This window comes from Terrilactibacillus tamarindi (assembly GCF_009718825.1).
Classification (GTDB): domain Bacteria; phylum Bacillota; class Bacilli; order Bacillales; family Sporolactobacillaceae; genus Terrilactibacillus; species Terrilactibacillus tamarindi.
Genome location: NZ_WNHB01000009.1, coordinates 44,544 through 61,014, shown reverse-complemented (window position 1 = coordinate 61,014; position 16,471 = coordinate 44,544). Strand labels below are relative to the sequence as shown.

At 35.9% G+C, this 16,471-nt stretch carries 16 protein-coding genes and 1 pseudogene; 12 read left to right on the top strand and 5 right to left on the bottom strand.

Features of this window, described 5'->3' with window-relative positions:
• Nucleotides 1-178: 178 nt before the first annotated feature.
• A complete protein-coding gene (locus GMB86_RS07245) occupies nt 179-769 on the bottom strand; it encodes a 3'-5' exonuclease (RefSeq protein WP_155218205.1) in 591 nt (196 codons plus the stop codon).
• 425 nt (nt 770-1,194) lie between these two features.
• Between GMB86_RS07245 and GMB86_RS07240 the strand changes: the two genes are divergently transcribed.
• The 7 genes from GMB86_RS07240 (at nt 1,195) to GMB86_RS07210 (ending at nt 7,776) form a co-directional block, all read left to right on the top strand.
• A complete protein-coding gene (locus GMB86_RS07240; RefSeq protein ID WP_155218203.1) occupies nt 1,195-1,386 on the top strand; it encodes a YwbE family protein in 192 nt (63 codons plus the stop codon).
• 415 nt (nt 1,387-1,801) lie between these two features.
• The gene (locus tag GMB86_RS07235) at nt 1,802-3,157 is read left to right on the top strand and encodes an aminotransferase class III-fold pyridoxal phosphate-dependent enzyme (RefSeq protein ID WP_155218201.1); all 1,356 of its coding nucleotides are present in this window, start codon (nt 1,802-1,804) and stop codon (nt 3,155-3,157) included.
• Between the two features lie 37 nt (nt 3,158-3,194).
• The gene (locus GMB86_RS07230; protein ID WP_230459036.1) at nt 3,195-4,595 is read left to right on the top strand and encodes an amino acid permease; all 1,401 of its coding nucleotides are present in this window, start codon (nt 3,195-3,197) and stop codon (nt 4,593-4,595) included.
• A 48-nt stretch (nt 4,596-4,643) separates the two neighbouring features.
• Nucleotides 4,644-5,792 carry an iron-containing alcohol dehydrogenase family protein gene (locus GMB86_RS07225; protein ID WP_155218196.1) on the top strand — a complete coding sequence of 383 codons (1,149 nt, stop codon included), beginning with the start codon at nt 4,644-4,646 and terminating at the stop codon, nt 5,790-5,792.
• A 3-nt stretch (nt 5,793-5,795) separates the two neighbouring features.
• A complete protein-coding gene (locus GMB86_RS07220) occupies nt 5,796-6,596 on the top strand; it encodes a TSUP family transporter (RefSeq protein WP_155218194.1) in 801 nt (266 codons plus the stop codon).
• 23 nt (nt 6,597-6,619) lie between these two features.
• Nucleotides 6,620-7,204 (top strand): PucR family transcriptional regulator ligand-binding domain-containing protein, encoded by a 585-nt coding sequence (locus GMB86_RS07215; RefSeq protein WP_155218193.1) that lies wholly within the window; start codon nt 6,620-6,622, stop codon nt 7,202-7,204.
• A 29-nt stretch (nt 7,205-7,233) separates the two neighbouring features.
• Nucleotides 7,234-7,776 (top strand): PucR family transcriptional regulator, encoded by a 543-nt coding sequence (locus GMB86_RS07210; RefSeq protein WP_230459035.1) that lies wholly within the window; start codon nt 7,234-7,236, stop codon nt 7,774-7,776.
• 46 nt (nt 7,777-7,822) lie between these two features.
• Here GMB86_RS07210 and GMB86_RS07205 read toward each other — a convergent pair whose 3' ends face one another.
• Entirely contained in the window at nt 7,823-8,089 is a 267-nt protein-coding gene (locus tag GMB86_RS07205; protein WP_230459034.1) for a hypothetical protein, read from the bottom strand.
• A gap of 249 nt (nt 8,090-8,338) precedes the next feature.
• Nucleotides 8,339-8,457: pseudogene (locus GMB86_RS07200) on the bottom strand (IS256 family transposase); the annotation flags it as partial.
• Between the two features lie 242 nt (nt 8,458-8,699).
• On the opposite strand from GMB86_RS07200, the gene GMB86_RS07195 reads away from it, so the two are divergent.
• Complete coding sequence (locus tag GMB86_RS07195; RefSeq protein ID WP_155218184.1) at nt 8,700-11,543, top strand: DUF3427 domain-containing protein; 2,844 nt, start codon at nt 8,700-8,702, stop codon at nt 11,541-11,543.
• A gap of 9 nt (nt 11,544-11,552) precedes the next feature.
• Here the strand turns inward: GMB86_RS07195 and GMB86_RS07190 are convergent, their stop codons facing one another.
• Nucleotides 11,553-11,951, bottom strand: a complete 399-nt coding sequence (locus GMB86_RS07190) for a (deoxy)nucleoside triphosphate pyrophosphohydrolase (protein ID WP_155218182.1) — start codon at nt 11,949-11,951, stop codon at nt 11,553-11,555.
• A 1,172-nt stretch (nt 11,952-13,123) separates the two neighbouring features.
• On the opposite strand from GMB86_RS07190, the gene GMB86_RS07185 reads away from it, so the two are divergent.
• The 4 genes from GMB86_RS07185 (at nt 13,124) to GMB86_RS07170 (ending at nt 15,987) form a co-directional block, all read left to right on the top strand.
• Nucleotides 13,124-13,543 carry a hypothetical protein gene (locus GMB86_RS07185; protein ID WP_155218180.1) on the top strand — a complete coding sequence of 140 codons (420 nt, stop codon included), beginning with the start codon at nt 13,124-13,126 and terminating at the stop codon, nt 13,541-13,543.
• 110 nt (nt 13,544-13,653) lie between these two features.
• Nucleotides 13,654-14,058, top strand: a complete 405-nt coding sequence (locus tag GMB86_RS07180; protein ID WP_155218178.1) for a hypothetical protein — start codon at nt 13,654-13,656, stop codon at nt 14,056-14,058.
• Between the two features lie 97 nt (nt 14,059-14,155).
• Nucleotides 14,156-14,866, top strand: a complete 711-nt coding sequence (locus GMB86_RS07175) for a hypothetical protein (protein WP_230459032.1) — start codon at nt 14,156-14,158, stop codon at nt 14,864-14,866.
• A 236-nt stretch (nt 14,867-15,102) separates the two neighbouring features.
• Nucleotides 15,103-15,987, top strand: coding sequence for an AbaSI family restriction endonuclease (locus GMB86_RS07170; protein ID WP_155218176.1), 885 nt, complete (start codon nt 15,103-15,105; stop codon nt 15,985-15,987).
• A gap of 66 nt (nt 15,988-16,053) precedes the next feature.
• Here GMB86_RS07170 and GMB86_RS07165 read toward each other — a convergent pair whose 3' ends face one another.
• Nucleotides 16,054-16,428 (bottom strand): type II toxin-antitoxin system HicB family antitoxin, encoded by a 375-nt coding sequence (locus tag GMB86_RS07165; RefSeq protein WP_155218174.1) that lies wholly within the window; start codon nt 16,426-16,428, stop codon nt 16,054-16,056.
• Nucleotides 16,429-16,471: the final 43 nt, after the last annotated feature.

Genomic DNA, 16,471 nt, shown 5'->3' with positions numbered 1-16,471 from the left:
TACCTACTCTTTCTTTAATTATTCTAACTAACTGTAACATGTCTGATAAAGGAAAGAAAGGCACAAAAAGTCTTAGTGTCATTTGTTTTTAAATCGAAAGTAAAAAAAATCAGTCGATACCGTCAGAAAGTATGGAACAAGACATTGATATTATGTTTATCCCACGTATTGTGATCTTTTAGTTTGTCCCGATCATATAATGATCTCTACATTTTTTATAAACTTCAGCTGTGACCATGCAATCAGTATCTGCTCTATGTGATATCATATTAGATAAGCCTAAGGCGATCTTCAGCGTTTCTAACTTGTGATTTCGCACATCTTTCATATGCTTTCTTGCAAGTTGGACGGTGTCAATAACATGGTTTTCAAGTTGATCTAATCCTAAATGGTACGCGTTATGTAAGAGAAACTTCATATCAAATGAGGCATTATGAGCAATAATTACATGATCTTCTAGAAATTGTACAAACGCAGGCAAGACCTCATCAATTAGCGGTGCGGTAGCCACATCTTCATTCGAAATGCCGGTTATTCGTGTAATGTGACTTGATATCGATCCAAAGGGTTGGACAAGAGTGACAAAACGCTCGCTCTCTTCACCATCGATATATTTAATAGCTGCCATTTGGATAATCTCACACGATTTGTGACTTAATCCAGTGGTTTCAAAATCGATGACAATAAAATCTGGGGGAAGAGATTTGCATTTTTTATATTTCATATAATCGGCATAATCATGACGATATCCGGTTTTTATTTCATTCATATTAACAAGTCCTTTTTATTTTTATAAGTTCGAATTGGCTTAGGAGGATATGCATTTTATTCATTTCTATCAAACTAGCATACTATAAATATAGAGCATTATAAACTAGTTTTGATCAAATAATAAGATAGAATGAATTTTGAATGGAACCACATAAAACTCATTGAGAAGCTCTGGTATATAAAAAAACAGGTATTGGATTAACAAGTTATTAAAGTGAAAAAGTGTGTATCCTGTAAATTATGAAATAATGAGGATTAATTTGTTGAAGGTTACTGAACGAGAAGATGAGTGGAACGGATGGGGAGGGTTGCAGTATTTCTTTTATGGATATAACTTTTATACTAGTATAGAATGAAACCCCTAATTGAATAGAAAACTTTAAATAAGTGATTTGAAAAATAATAAGATTGAGGTGTATTAGAATGGATGGAACAAAACGCGCAGATATTCATATTGGAGCAACAGTGATGGTCGTACAAAAACAGGATCAAAGATCGGGAAAATTAACAGAAGGTAAAGTTAAAAGAATTCTGACTAATTCAGCCGTTCATCATCGTGGCATTAAAGTGATGTTAGAAAATGGGATTGTTGGACGTGTGCAGCAGATTAAGTGAGTTTGGGCTTTAAAGTTTATATAGAGATGTTTCAAAAAGACGCTTTCTAAAAAGAGGGCGTCTGTTTTTTTGTTTTTATATAGGTGTAATGATTGTTATTCCAATTTCTGTACCCCTTGAAAGAAAATTGATTAATGCTAAAGAGAAAATAAATTCCCAATCCACTTTGTGCTCGAGCACAAAGATTCTTAAGCTGCAGTCTCATTGTAATAAAATTCTAAAAATATATAATGATTTGTATAGTAAAAAATTATTTATTGCTGGCTTTATTTATGATTTAACAAAGCGTTTTTTTGATAAAGATTAGCTACCTTTACCATTGACTGAACATAGCCTTCCGGAGGGTTATGTGCTTGAGCACAAACACACGATATAAAATAACTGAAGTTTTAGTTTAAATATGGAGGGATATCAAATGGTTGATGTTTTAAAAGCGGATCAAGTATTAACGGGTGAAGAAATTCAAGATTTAGATAAAGATTATGTGATGCATTCTTGGTCAAAACAAGGAAACAAGGCTTTAGCTATTGAAAAAGCAGATGGCATTTATTTCTGGGATTACCAAGGCAAACGATATACTGACATGAGTTCCTTGTTGGTGTGTACGAACTTAGGTCACAACAATAAAGAAATTATTAATGCAATCCATGAGCAGGTCGATAAAATGGCATTTATGGCGCCGGCTTATGCGACGGAACCAAAAGCAAAATTAGCGAAAATGTTAGTAGATATCGCAGGTGACAATTATTCGAGGGTGTTCTTTACGAATGGCGGGGCCGAAGCGAATGAAAATGCAATCAAGATGGCACGCATGGTGACAGGTAAAAGTAAAATTTTAAGCAGATATAGATCGTATCACGGAGCGTCTTTAGGGGCCGCAAATGCATCAGGTGATCCAAGACGATTTGCAGCTGAAAGTCCAGCAGCTTCCGGTTTTATCAAATTTTTCGATCCGTATATCTATCATGAAAAAATCAAATTTGCAGATGAAGAAGAAGCAACAAACTATTATCTTCACCAATTAGAAGAACAAATCATTTATGAAGGTCCGAACGCCATTGCCGCTATTTTACTAGAAAGCATTACGGGTGCAAATGGGGTCATTATTCCACCAGAAGGTTACTTACAAGGTGTTAGAAAGTTATGTGATAAATATGGCATCTTAATGATTTGTGATGAAGTGATGGCTGGGTTTGGTCGTACTGGAAAAATGTTTGCTTTCCAACATTGGGGTATTGAACCTGATTTAATTACTTTTGCAAAAGGCGTGACGTGCGGCTATGTTCAGCTCGGCGGAGTTATCGTAAGCGATAAGGTCTCCAAATATTTTGAAGACAATGTCTTGCAGTGCGGCTTAACGTATAGCGGTCATACATTAGCCTGTGCGGCGGGTGTAGCGTCTGTCAATTATTACTTTGAACATCAAATTTTAGATCACGTCAATGAAGTGGGGCAGTATCTAGGTGAATTTTTAGAAGGAATGAAAGAAAAACATCCTTGCGTAGGTGATGTTCGATATATCGGACTCTTCTCAGCACTTGAACTCGTCAAAGACAAAGCAACACGTGAACCGCTCGTGCCGTATGGTACACCTAACAACATTATGTCTACCATCATGGGCAAATTAAAAGAAAAAGGTTTCTCCACCTTTGGACGTGAAAATAACATCAATATTTGTCCACCGCTTATCATAACGAAAGAACAGTTATTAGAGACTCTGCCAATTTTAGATGAAGTGTTGACTTGGGTTGATCAAACCTATTTGTTTTAATCGGAATCTATCTTGTTTATAGAGGGAGGTCATGAAGTTGCAGGCCAAGTTAAAAGAAGAATGGGTTGAAGAAACGAAAGGCGAGAAAGAACTGGAACGGAGCTTATCGAAAAGACATATTCAAATGCTTGCTCTAGGAGGCGTTATCGGAGTTGGTTTGTTTTACGGATCGGCAACAGCGGTGAAGCTGGCTGGACCAGGTGTCTTAATTAGTTTTGTGTTTTGCGGGATATTAGCGGCGATTGTGATGCGTTGTTTGGGTGAAATGACGATGGAAAATCCGATTTCGGGTTCATTTAGTCATTTTGCTGGGGAGTATATGGGAGACCGGATGGGCTTTTTAACATCAGGCATGTGGTGGTTTTATTGGGTCGCGACCGTCATGTCCGAACTCGCTGCCATAGGAAAGCTCGTTCAATATTGGTACCCGGCCTTCCCAGCTTGGATCCCTGGACTGATTGCGTTAGTTCTATTTACACTTTCAAATCTTCTTAGCGTCAAAATATTTGGTGAACTAGAATATTGGTTTGCTATTTTAAAAGTCATGGCGATTACCGTATTTATGGCCTTTGGTGCTCTTATCATCTTAACCGGTCTATTTAACCATGGACAGGCTGTTGGGTTAACGAATCTTTGGTCAAATGGCGGATTTTTACCAAACGGAATCTTAGGTGTGTTTGCCACGATTTCACTCGTCGTTCAAGTCTATAGCGGTATTGAAACACTGGCGGTTGAAGCAGGGGAATCGCATAATCCAAGAGTCACTCTGAAAAAATCGTTTCAAACAGTTGCATTAAGAATCTCTCTATTTTATATTGGCTCGATCTTAATTATGCTTTGTGCCTTTCCATGGACGTATATCTTGGAGAAAAGTGCCAGTCCTTATGTTTTGATGTTTACCAAAATTGGCATTCCGTTTGCCGCAGGATTGGTTAATTTAATTATCATCTTGTCTGCCTTTTCATCGAGTAATACCGGCGTGTATGGTGGAAGCCGTATGCTTTTCGGAATGGCAAAGAAGGGGTACTACCCTAACAACTTTACCAAACTGAACCGAAACGACGTTCCTCATGTCGCTGTATGGGTCACTGCAGCCATAATCTCGATCGGTGTCTTCATTACTTATTTGGCACCAGATAATGTCTATGTATGGATTACAAGTGCATCAGCTTTCGCGTCGCTTTGGACGTGGGGCGTGATCTTAATCAGTGAATTGTTATTTAGACGAAAAGCCAACCAACAAAATAAAGTGTTACATTATCCAATTCAGTTTTGGCCAACGGTACCGATTATCGGACTTCTCATCTTAATTACAGCACTCATTGCGATTATTACGTCGCCGTTAACGAGAATCTCCGTCTTTGGTGGAATCGGTTGGTTAGTCATATTATTAGTTTATTATCAAGTCAAGCTCAAAGGAAGAATACAAAAAAATTAAATTTAAATCAGAGAAAACTAAAAATAGATCGTGTGTGAGGTGTTTATCATGTGGAATTACAGTCAACCTGTGGATATTCGATTTGGTAATGGAAGAATAAAAGAATTAGGCATGATCGCCAAGGAACTTGGAAAGGAAAATGGGATCATAGTATGTGGTCATCATTTTAAAGACAGTGCCTTGGTAAAAACGATGATTGAACAATCAAACGGCCTTATTAACCACGTGTATGGGGACGTCATGCCTAACCCTTCGGTAAAAAATGTGATGGAATGTTCCGATGTTATTAAACAATATAATTGTGATTTTGTCATTGCTTTGGGTGGAGGGAGCTCAATGGATTGTGCCAAGGCGGCGGCAACCATCTGCTTGACCGAAGATGACATTACAACGTACCACGGAACAGGCTTGCCGCTGCCAAAGGAACATTTACCTTTAATCGCCGTTCCAACAACAGCTGGAACAGGCTCTGAAGTGACCTGTGTATCCGTTCTTACAAACTATGAAACAGGGTATAAAGGACCGATTAACTCGGATAATTTCTATCCAGCTATTGCACTTATTGATCCAGAGTTAACCATTACCATGTCGCCGAGAGTCACCGCTTGTGTAGGTATTGATACGCTTGCTCATGCCTTAGAAGGCTATTGGAGTAAAGGACACCAACCAATTTGCGATGCATTAGCCATTCATGCAGCACAGCTTGTGTTCAACTATCTCTATACAGCTTACAAGGATCCAGAAAATATCGAAGCAAGAGAGAAGATGTGTGAGGCAAGTTTAATTGCAGGACTCTCTTTTACTCTTCCAAAAACAGCGGCGTCTCATGCCTGCTCTTTCCCGTTAACGAACCTTTATGACATTCCTCATGGTGAAGCTTGCGGGATCACCTTAGATTATTTTGCTCGCATGAATGAAGAAGCAGAAAATGGGCGCTTAACAGATTTTGCTAGAAAGGTAGGTTTTCATTCAGTAGATGAAATGGCGGATAGGATCTATCAACTTAAAAAAGACATGAATTTAACCGTAGATTTAAAGAAATATCAGTTAACGGAAGATCAAATTCATCAACTTGTTAAATTAAGCCGGCATCCCAATCTCTATAATAACCCAGTCGCAGTGACGGATGAGATGTTGTATGTCATGTATCAATCTTTAGCTGGAAATGACACAAAAGAAAAAGCACTTATCAAATAAGAAATGAGTCCATGTTATTTGGTTGTTCCGACATTGGGAAATAGCCAAATAACATTTTTTAAGCACTTAAATAAAAAAGACAAGGAACGAAGACCCGTGAAACTCATTCTATTATTCTTCATCATGTTTTATTCAAACGCCATCCAAACAATCACTGGATTTGCCGGAACATTAATTGCCATGCCACTCTCAATCCAAGTCATCGGCGTCCCATTATCGAAGATTCTATTGAACTTTATTGCGATGATCAGCTGCATGTGGATTGCGATAAGCAATTACAACAATATAAATAAACGAGAATTGACCAAAATCATCTTACTCATGTTAATTGGCATGGTGGTAGGACTGACCATCTATAGTAAAATACCGATTCATATCTTAATTCTCTCATACGCCATCTTAATCATTATCATTGCTTTAAAAAACTTATGTATCAGAAAGTCCTTACACCTTCCTAAACTCCTCTTGCTCATGTTATTGCTTATGGCCGGTGTGATCCATGGATTGATCATTTCTGGAGGCGCCTTACTCGTTATTTATGCCGCTATTGTATTTAAAGATAAAACGGAATTCAGAGCAACGATGGCTGCCGTTTGGGCTATATTGAACATGTTTCTGTTTGGACAACAAGCTTTTTCAGGACAAGTCAATGGACACATCTTACTTCTATGTCTCCTATCGATTATCCCGATCACCATCGGTATTTTTGCGGGTAATTACCTGTTTAATAGAATTAAGCAGAATCTTTTTATGGCTTTGACCAATATTTTGCTACTTTTCTCAGGCTTGCTCTTATTGGTATAATTTAAAAAAAGGGGGAGCTCGTGATGGCCAATTCTGTTCGACAACTTTATATGAAAGTGAAAAATAGCCATGAATTGACGCTTCTCGCGGGTGAGCAAGGACTGGATAATCTAGTGAGATGGATCCATACGGTCGAGAGTCTAGATATGTCTGATTTTCTGCATGGGAATGAAATGACGTTTACCACAGGCGTTGGATTAAAGGAAGAGGAAGATCTATTTAATCTGATCAAACAAAACGTCAAAAACAGTGCAAGCGGTATGATTGTAAATATAGGACCGTTTATCAAAAATGTCACACCGGAAATGATCGCTTATTGTAACGAACATGACTTTCCGTTATTTTCTGTTCCTTGGCATATCTATTTGGCCGATGTGATCCGGATCTTTACGTATGAATTACTTCAATCTGAAAAGAAAGAAACGGAATTAACGAAAGCGATCAAAGGAACCATTTTTGATCAGAATAATATTGACGAATACCTTACTATATTAGACAAATATGGCTACGAAGAAAACGATCAGTACTGTATTGCAGCCATTCAAATGCTCGACAGTGATGAAAATACCTTGCTTAATATAAAAAAAGAATGGACAACCGTCTTTTAAAAGATAACCATGCTTTTATCTCATTTTTATTGGATGTTAAGCTCATGATTGTCTTTATTAACGAAACGGAAGATCATATTTCTACCGTCATAAATCGACTATTTCATGATCTTTCTTATGATTATAAGGACTTAATAGCTGGAATAGGAGCAAACCAATCAACGATCTTTAATATAAAAAATAGTTATACTCAAGCGATAAAAGTATTAGATTTAATTAAGAAATCAGTCATTAAGAAGCCGATATTCCTCTATAATGAGTTAAACTTTTTAAAACTCCTTCTTCCCATGAACGATTTAGACGCTTTACGAGACTATAAAAATGAAAAACTATATCAACTCGAAAAATATGATGAACTTAATAACACAAAGTACTTACAAACATTAGAGTGCTATCTGAACAACAACTGCAGCATTAATCAAACCGCAAAGGAACTCTTTGTTCATCGTAATACCATTAACTATCAGATTAGCCGAATTGCGCAGATTTTGGATAAAAATTTGGCATCATTTAAAACCAGGTGTGATCTTTATTTGGCGATACAGATTAAGTATTACTTGGAGGTGTGTTAGGTTCTTGTAGAAGCGCCTGGCTGCGTGCCAGGCACTTCGACAAAATTCACCAAACTTCCCCAAATTTCGGGGAGTGATGTTCTGTTTCCATTCGAATCTGTTCCTTAACCTTTTCAAACCCCGTCAATGAAGCATCGAACTCAAATGGTTTAACTAGTATATCCCCATAAAATGTACAAATCATCGCCTTATGTGTAAATTTCGCCGCATCAATCGCCACCATCAATAGATTTTCAGTACCAGTTTCTCGAACAAATTTTGCCCATCGACTTCCGTTTTTACCTTGAATATGATTCAATAATGTATAAGCCATCATTTTCATCTCCTTGTGGTTTAGGAATTACAGTGGAAGTTCTGTGATAGGTTCTTCTATTGTACTATGAAAATGATGGTCTTTTTAATTATCTGAACCTATTTACTATACTAGGCACTTATCCAATTAAGGAGAATAAAAAATAGGGACCAACTTATTTATTGGATTAAGCTAAAAGATTCATTAAAGATTATGGAACAAATACTAGTGAGTTGTTAAAGATAATACATGAAATGTACCCTAAGGATTACTAGTAAGTTCGGTTACCAAGAGCGAGTTGATTGCTTTTTCTAATGAGAATGAAAAACTTCCGCAATATCTTGCTTTTTTGCTAGTGCATCGACGATTTTTGTTGTAAACTGGTTCATAGGGAAGACCTCTTTTCTATGGATGAGTTGTGGTGACTTTATTCTACCGGGAAAAGGTCTTCCTTTTTCATATTTATACTCTCTCAGCAGATAACAAGGATTAATTTAAAGATGTTAAGGTAGTATATAACAATTAAGATATAAATATAAAGATATCACCAGTCGTATTTATCGCTGATTTTACATTTCAGTTCACGTAAAGGCTATTAATCAACTAACATTAACCCAAAGGACTCACTAACATGCATCTAACCAACAAACTAATCACTAACTCAAAAGGACAAACATTCCTATACGAACTACAACAAGCATTTGCAACCTGCCAACGCTTTTATCTCAGTGTAGCTTTCATTAACTATAGTGGTTTACAGCTCCTATTAGATAACTTGAAAGAGCTCAAAGATCGCGGTGTGAAGGGTCAGATTATGACAACTACTTATCTGAATTTTACTGATCCGAAGTCATTGGAGAAGATTAAGACATTCGACAATATCAAACTCAAGGTTTTTCAAACGGATAGATCAACTGGATTTCATACGAAAGTGTACATTTTTGAAAACAAAGATGATTTTAAGATTATGATTGGCTCGTCTAATATTACGCAAAGTGCATTAAAAAGTAATGTGGAATGGAATGTTGAAATCGTTTCAAAAGAACAAGGTTGCTTTTTAACAAAAGTGATGAACGAATATCAACAACTTTGGGAACGATGCCATGATGCAGATGAAGCTTTTTTAGAAGAGTATAAGAACTTTATTCATGAGATGAAATTACGCGCGGTCGTTCGTGAACAGCAATTTGAATACACGGTTAAAAAGAAGATTACACCGAACATCATGCAGAGAGAGGCCATGGATAATTTGCATCGGCTGCGGGATCATGGCGAAGAACGAGCCCTTGTTATATCAGCAACAGGAACAGGTAAGACGTATATGTCAGCGTTTGATGTTCAAAGCTACAAACCGAAAACACTTCTTTTTATCGTACATCGTGAAGAAATATTAAGAAAAGCAAAAGAAACATTTGAAAAGTTACTTGGCTCGGGTAAAATGGGTCTCTTTACCGGAAATGAAAAGGAGTATGGAAAGAATTATGTGTTTACAACGATTCAAACATTGAAAGATAATTATCTTTTGTTTTCTGAAGACCAGTTTGAATATATCATCGTTGATGAAGCACATCATGCCACAAGTTCCAGTTATACAAAAGTCCTGGAATACTTTAAACCAAAGTTCTTACTTGGCATGACAGCGACACCTGAACGTTGTGACAGTGGTGATGTTTTCGGCTTATTTGATAATAATATTGCACTCGAAGTAAGGCTAAATGAAGCTTTGGAAGAGAATCTTGTCTTACCTTTTCACTATTTTGGCATTACCGATATTGAAGGAATCGACCTTCATGACGTGTCGATCGATAATGTGGCTGAAGTATCGAAACGGTTGAAAGTACATAAGCGTGTTGATTTTATCATTGATAAGATGAATTTCTATGAGTTCGATGGCATTAAATGCAAATGCCTTGGTTTCTGTATAAGTATTGATCATGCAGAATACATGGCTAAAGAATTCACAAAAAGAGGCATCAAGAGTGCTTGTCTAACAGGAAGAGATAGTCCTGTTCGGCGTGAAGAAGTGATCAAGCAGCTTGAAAATGATTATGATGACTTACAAGTCATTTTTAGTGTGGATATTTTTAATGAAGGGGTCGATATTCCTTCTGTGAATCTAGTGCTTATGCTTCGGCCAACCAACTCACCCATTATTTTTATGCAGCAACTGGGTCGTGGACTCCGTAAATTTGAAGGACAAAATTTCTTGACCGTGCTTGATTTTATTGGTAATCATAGTAAGGTTTTTCTCATCGCTATCGCGCTCAGCGGAAAACGTTTCTATGATAAAGATAGCCTGAAAGTTGCCGTGGATAGGGGATTTCCTGACTTACCAGGTGCTACACATATTCAAATGGATAAAATTTCACAGCAACGGATCCTAGAACAATTAGATCAAGAAAATTTCCGTGCCATGAAATATTTGAAAGATGAGTATTATGCTTTTAAAGAACTCTACAGTAGAAAGAAAGGCAACGATATTCCTTATTATTTGATGGACTATGTGAAGTATGAAGGTTCTCCAGACCCGATTAAATTTATTGATAACAAAAGATCAGATAAGAAAAGATCATATGTGGGTTTTCTTGCTGCTGTTGAAAAAACACCAGAATTAAAGGAACTTGTGAAAAATGAGACGTTTCATCAAATATTAATCCAACTGTCGAGTTATTTGCCACTCAAACGAGTGTATGAATTTAGTATCTTGAAATATTTGGTTTCACATGAATCCATTACGATAGATGCTGCAAGAAATGAAATTCTTAAGGTAGTAGAAGATGTAACCGGAGATTCCATTCATCATACCTTCGAGCGGCTTAATCAAGATTTCGATGATAAAAGACAAAAGGAAAGAGAAATGAGATTATGTGTATATGACTCTGAGGAAGGCATATTGTCACGTACAAATACATTTAGTGAAGTATTAACTGGTGAACAATATAAACGTTTTATCCTCGATGTTTTGAACTATGGTATCTTTCGGTATGAAAAAAAGTTCGGCGCAAAGAATTATGGGGTACCCCATTTCAAACTGTACGAACAGTATACGATGATAGATACGGCGATTCTCTCAAACTATCGAAAAACACATAGCTCATTTCGGGGATCTGGACTTGTGACGAATGGAAAAGATTATTTTTTGTTTATTGATCTTCATAAAGAGGAGGACATAAAAGAAACGATTAACTACAAAGATCACTTCATAAGTCAATCTGCTTTTCAATGGCAATCACCGAATACGAAAAGCCAAGCTTCCAAGCAAGGTCAAAATATCATTCATAACAAAGATTACGGCATTCGACTCCATTTGTTCATCCGCAAATATAGAAAATTAGATGGGCAGTCAGAACCCTTTATTTACATTGGTACTGGTGATGTCTATAAATATGAAGGAAATAAACCCATCACCACAGAGATTGCTTTGCATCACGAGATCCCAACCTCTTTATATACAGAGTTCATAACAAAAGTGTAGCGTATGACGCTACACTTCTTCGTTAGTGAGTAGATCCACAATGGGTATATCAGCTGGTGCCCATTTTAGTGAATTAAGATTTTCTCTTTTTAACCAGATAAGTTTTGAATGTTCATTTGCTGTTGGGTTGCCAGAAACTAACCGACATTTAATCGAAATAAGGTTAATAATAAAACTCTCGTACTCATGTCGATTAGTGAAGAAGAAGTCTCGAGCTTCAACAACACAGTTCAATTCTTCAGCAATTTCACGTTCAATGGCTTCAAAATTATTTTCGCCTTCTTCAACTTTACCACCAGGAAATTCCCAATGGTTCGGGATGGACATGGAAGGTGAACGTAAGGCACATAGTATTTCATTGTCGTGATTTTCGATAATGGCAGCCACGACAGATAGTTCTTTTTTCAATTAAGTCACCTCTTAGGAAGTCGGTAATATGTATTGGATTATATATTGATTATACAATTATTTTATTTAGATGTGCTTAGACAATTTTTAAACAATAGGAAAAGGTACTAAGTCTCTAAGAATGCGCATCTTCTCCTTTGTATCTGGGTTGAATAAAAAAAGTTATCAATTTTGACTATGAAAACTACAAGAATCGTTGCAAAGTAGGTTTAACTAGGATTACAAGTTAGAAAAACTGGTTTAGGGTACGAAACTCAGGTAAAAATCTTATGCAAAATTAAAAGAGGACCAGACGCATCCAGTCCCCTTAAGTGTAAGCCGAAGCTATACACCGCAATTAGTTGTTGTATACTATGCTAACATAAAATTATTTATACGTAAAGTACTATCTTAAATATAGGTAGTTAAATTCCTAATTTTATTTTTAAAGTCTGAACCCAAGTTGGATGTATGTATGGCTATAGGAATCGACTTCCGTAGCTTTTCAGATTCATTAGATAAAATTCTGACATTTTCCATTACATTTCACTTGACAAATTTCGAAAAAAATTTAAAATTAAGATAACTTAGATGCTATACCACCTTCGAAGTTCACCAACTTTTATTAACTCCACATATTAACACATCAGTAAGCCACCAGGTTTCATATCTCTATTAACAGTATTTTCAACTCGCTAGATTAACAAATGTAAATTGTGATAAACAACGAAGGGAGGTGTAATCATTGAATGGGAGCAAGCCGTGAGCATTATCCGATACGTGGATTCTTGTTGAAGCCGTCTCAGCTTATTCAAAAAGCTCAATTCGATATATAGAAGAACTCGCAGATATCGAATTCCCAGAAATTTTCATTACATGGTGAGAATACCAAGAGCTGTATATAGCCAACCCTTCACGGGAATAGTCTTTGCAGAAAAACTATGCCTCAGTACTAGTTAATGTATCTCCTACTTAGATTTTTTATGTTTGAATATCCTTAATTAATGATAAAGTTAAGGTTATGCATAACATGATTTCTCCATCCGCTTTCACCACCTTAAGCATTAACGTACCTAAGCGTTCTCAAACTCCATATTATCCGCTTTATTTACTTTTCCTCACAATAGTTCTACACATCTATTTATTCAATCATTCACTTTATCCAAATATAATATTAAAGGGGAGAGATTTAAATGGGTTCCACTTATTCTGTCATTAAATGCCCTCATTGTGCTTGTTCTGCAATTGAAGATTTTTATTATAAGTCAGATGAAAAATATATTATCTGTGATAATTGCGGATATAATTATTCGCAGTTCTATAAAATCGATCCAGTGAAAGGTGAGGTATTGGAGGTTGATGAACGAGAAGGACACGGTGTGTGTGTCATAGTTCGAAAAGATGGAGGGCGGAAAAGAATATTATTTAATTCAGTCATTACAGCTAAAGAATTTGAAAAGTATAGCAAAATCTTTTCTGAGGATGATGTCGATCAAGAAGCCAGCTATATGGTAGGTTATGAACATGGATGTTTCATTCCTCTTTTTGGCAATCCGCCAAGTATGGATGAAAAAACAAATGAAGTGCCAATTATCCATTTTGGTGAACAATAAAAAGATTCAAAAAGAATCCAGCTTACTTGAACAACCCTACTGCGGTCACCTCTGCAATCTAGTACAATAATGGTATATAATCTACTGATTGATTTGAGGTGCATGTCTAATTGGATCAAATAAGAAAGTTATTTGCTACATTTAAGAAGAAGACGATCACTTTATCAGAACTTGAACACCTACTAAACTCATTTTTTCCTACATACGAGGCTTTTTCCGACACCATTTTACAATTTGAAGAAAAGGAAATTCTCGTCATGGTCAAAGCGAAAGGACGTACAGATCGATCTCCGTCACTTGCCTTTCACTATCGAATTAATAAAAGTCTACTAATGAAAGATTTTCATAAAGAATTACAAATTTATCGTGGCAAATTGCATCCGGCGATTAATATAGATGAATACTATAGAATGGATCCTTCCATTTGGAAAAAGCATTTGCCTTTTATTCTCAAGGTAGATCAATTTATAAAGCAACATTCATTTCCAACAGAATACGTTCCAGCTCCAGAGTGACGAAGATTTACAATTATTTATTAACCAAATTCATTCTCATCTCCAGACGCTTGTCGAAGAACTAAAGGAAATTCCGAAAAGGACAAAAGTTAAAGTTATGGATGATTGGAAAACCATTTTTACCTTTAAAATTCCTGTATGGGAAGAAGAGGTTGGGAAAATGCGTATCAGGGATTATGTCGAATGGATTCTAAAGCAATTAGAATCTGATCGTTTCTTGAACGAACAAAATAGGCAAGATGATGAGAAAATACGAAAAGAAGTTGAAATGTGGCTCCAATCAAAGCAACTCTTACAAATGGTCATGAATAATGAGGTCATGAAGGTAAGTTGTCGCAAAGTAACCAACGATAATAAAGTTACGACGCGTTCTTACTCCTGGGAGCAAAGCAATGTGTGGTCAGGAGGAGAAAAGTGGAGTAAGAATATGACACTGTTTTTAGGAATTCTAAACTACGTGGCAGAAAAAAAGAAACACATTCAACCAGATATGAATATGAAGCATCATCGAGTTGTTATGCTCGATAATCCTTTTGGAAAAGCATCAAGTGACCATGTACTAAGTCCTGTTTTCTTTGTCGCAGAACAACTTGGTTTTCAAATTATTGCTCTTACAGCCCACACTGAAGGGAAATTCCTCCAAGACTATTTCCCCATCATATATAGTTGCCGTCTAAGAGCTTCAACGGATTCAAATAAAAAAGTCATGGCTAAAAAAAAGTGGCTTCACCACGCCTACTTCCAAGATCATGAGCCAAAATCAATTGCTCGACTTGGTGAGACAGAACAGATAACATTATTTGAATAAGGTATAATGGGTAGCAGGAGAAAAAATTAAATATTCATTCATTGGAATCATAGTTTATTGAAAAAGAGGATATTTTATCCTAGAGAAAATTAATTGATTAGATGAATATGTCGCATTATATCTAAAAAGGTAATGATTTTAACCCATTTAAATTCAAAAAGTACTAGATGCATCGAGGTTTTGATGGCTCTAACTACTATTGAAGTGGGCGGGCACTTATTACAGGGAGAGTAAAGATGAATAAACGAGATTACTTAGTTAAGACTTTTTCACGCACTAAAAGAAAAGATTATGAGAATTATATATTAACGGCTATCTGGCATAAACTAGATAATATGGACCTTAAACCTGTTAGCCAACAATATATCAAACGAAAAAATGGAACACATGCTTTAATGGATCTATATTTTCCACAATTACATATTGAAGTTGAAGTGGATGAAGCATACCATAAAGATAATCAAGAAGCTGACAATCTCCGCATGGATGACATAATTTCCGCTGTTAATGAAGAGTCCATCGATGATTTTTTATGTCTTAGAATTGATGCAACCAAATCAATTGAAGAGATCAATGATAGAATCAACGAAATAGTAACATCAATCAAAAGTAGGGCTTTAAAAACTCCTTTAAAATGGCTAACATACGAAGAGGAATTAAACCAATTGAAGCAGCAAGAATATTTATCTATATACAATGATGTATCGTTTAAGGACATAAAAGATATTGCGAATACTGTATTTGGAAAGAATTCTAAAAGATATCAAAAAAGTTGGTTTAGAATAATAGACAATATGTGGTTATGGTGTCCTAAACTTTCCATCATTGTAAATGGAAGTACCCAATCGGCAGCTAGTGGTTGGCTCAATTTATTAGCAGAGGATTGGTCATATATTGATGAATCACATCAAGATGAGGTCATAGTAGAAGAAAGAAAAAAGAACTATATGGAAGAAATTAACTTGGGTCGAGAAAGAACTGTATTTGCTAAATACAAAGATAATCTAGGATTTAACAGATATAGATTTGTTGGAGTTTTCAAAAGCTCAGGTCTTTCTCCTGATGATGACAACTTTGTCAGATATTTACGTATTGATGATAAGATAAAAATAGTCAAATAGGCTACGAAATTCAAAATGTCGAAGTGCTAGGCACTTCGACATTACATAAACTTATTTAATCTATTTTTATAGAAAATCTTTTCCGAACGTTCTGTTCACTATATTTTCTAGTCGCATCCTTTTCTCTGTTTCTATAAGAGATTTATTGTACAAATCAATATCTTTTTTTAATTTTTCAATTGCCTCTTCCTCAGTGTATCCCATTCCTCTACAATTACAATATGATCGACATCGTGCAGTGAAAATCCCATCTTCTTTTTCAATAATGAAAGGTACAAAAATAGGTACCTCAATACTTCTAAAATGAGTCATATTATTTAGTGTGTCGGAAAATAAGTCAAAAACTTCTTCAATAGAAATAGGAGAAGCCTGTTTTGATCGTTTAGAAATCTTTTTAGCTAGTTCTTGTAAAAAATCTAAGTCCTCACTGTCTTTATTCATAACACCAACTCCTACTAAAATGTCGAAGCGCCAGGCACTTCGA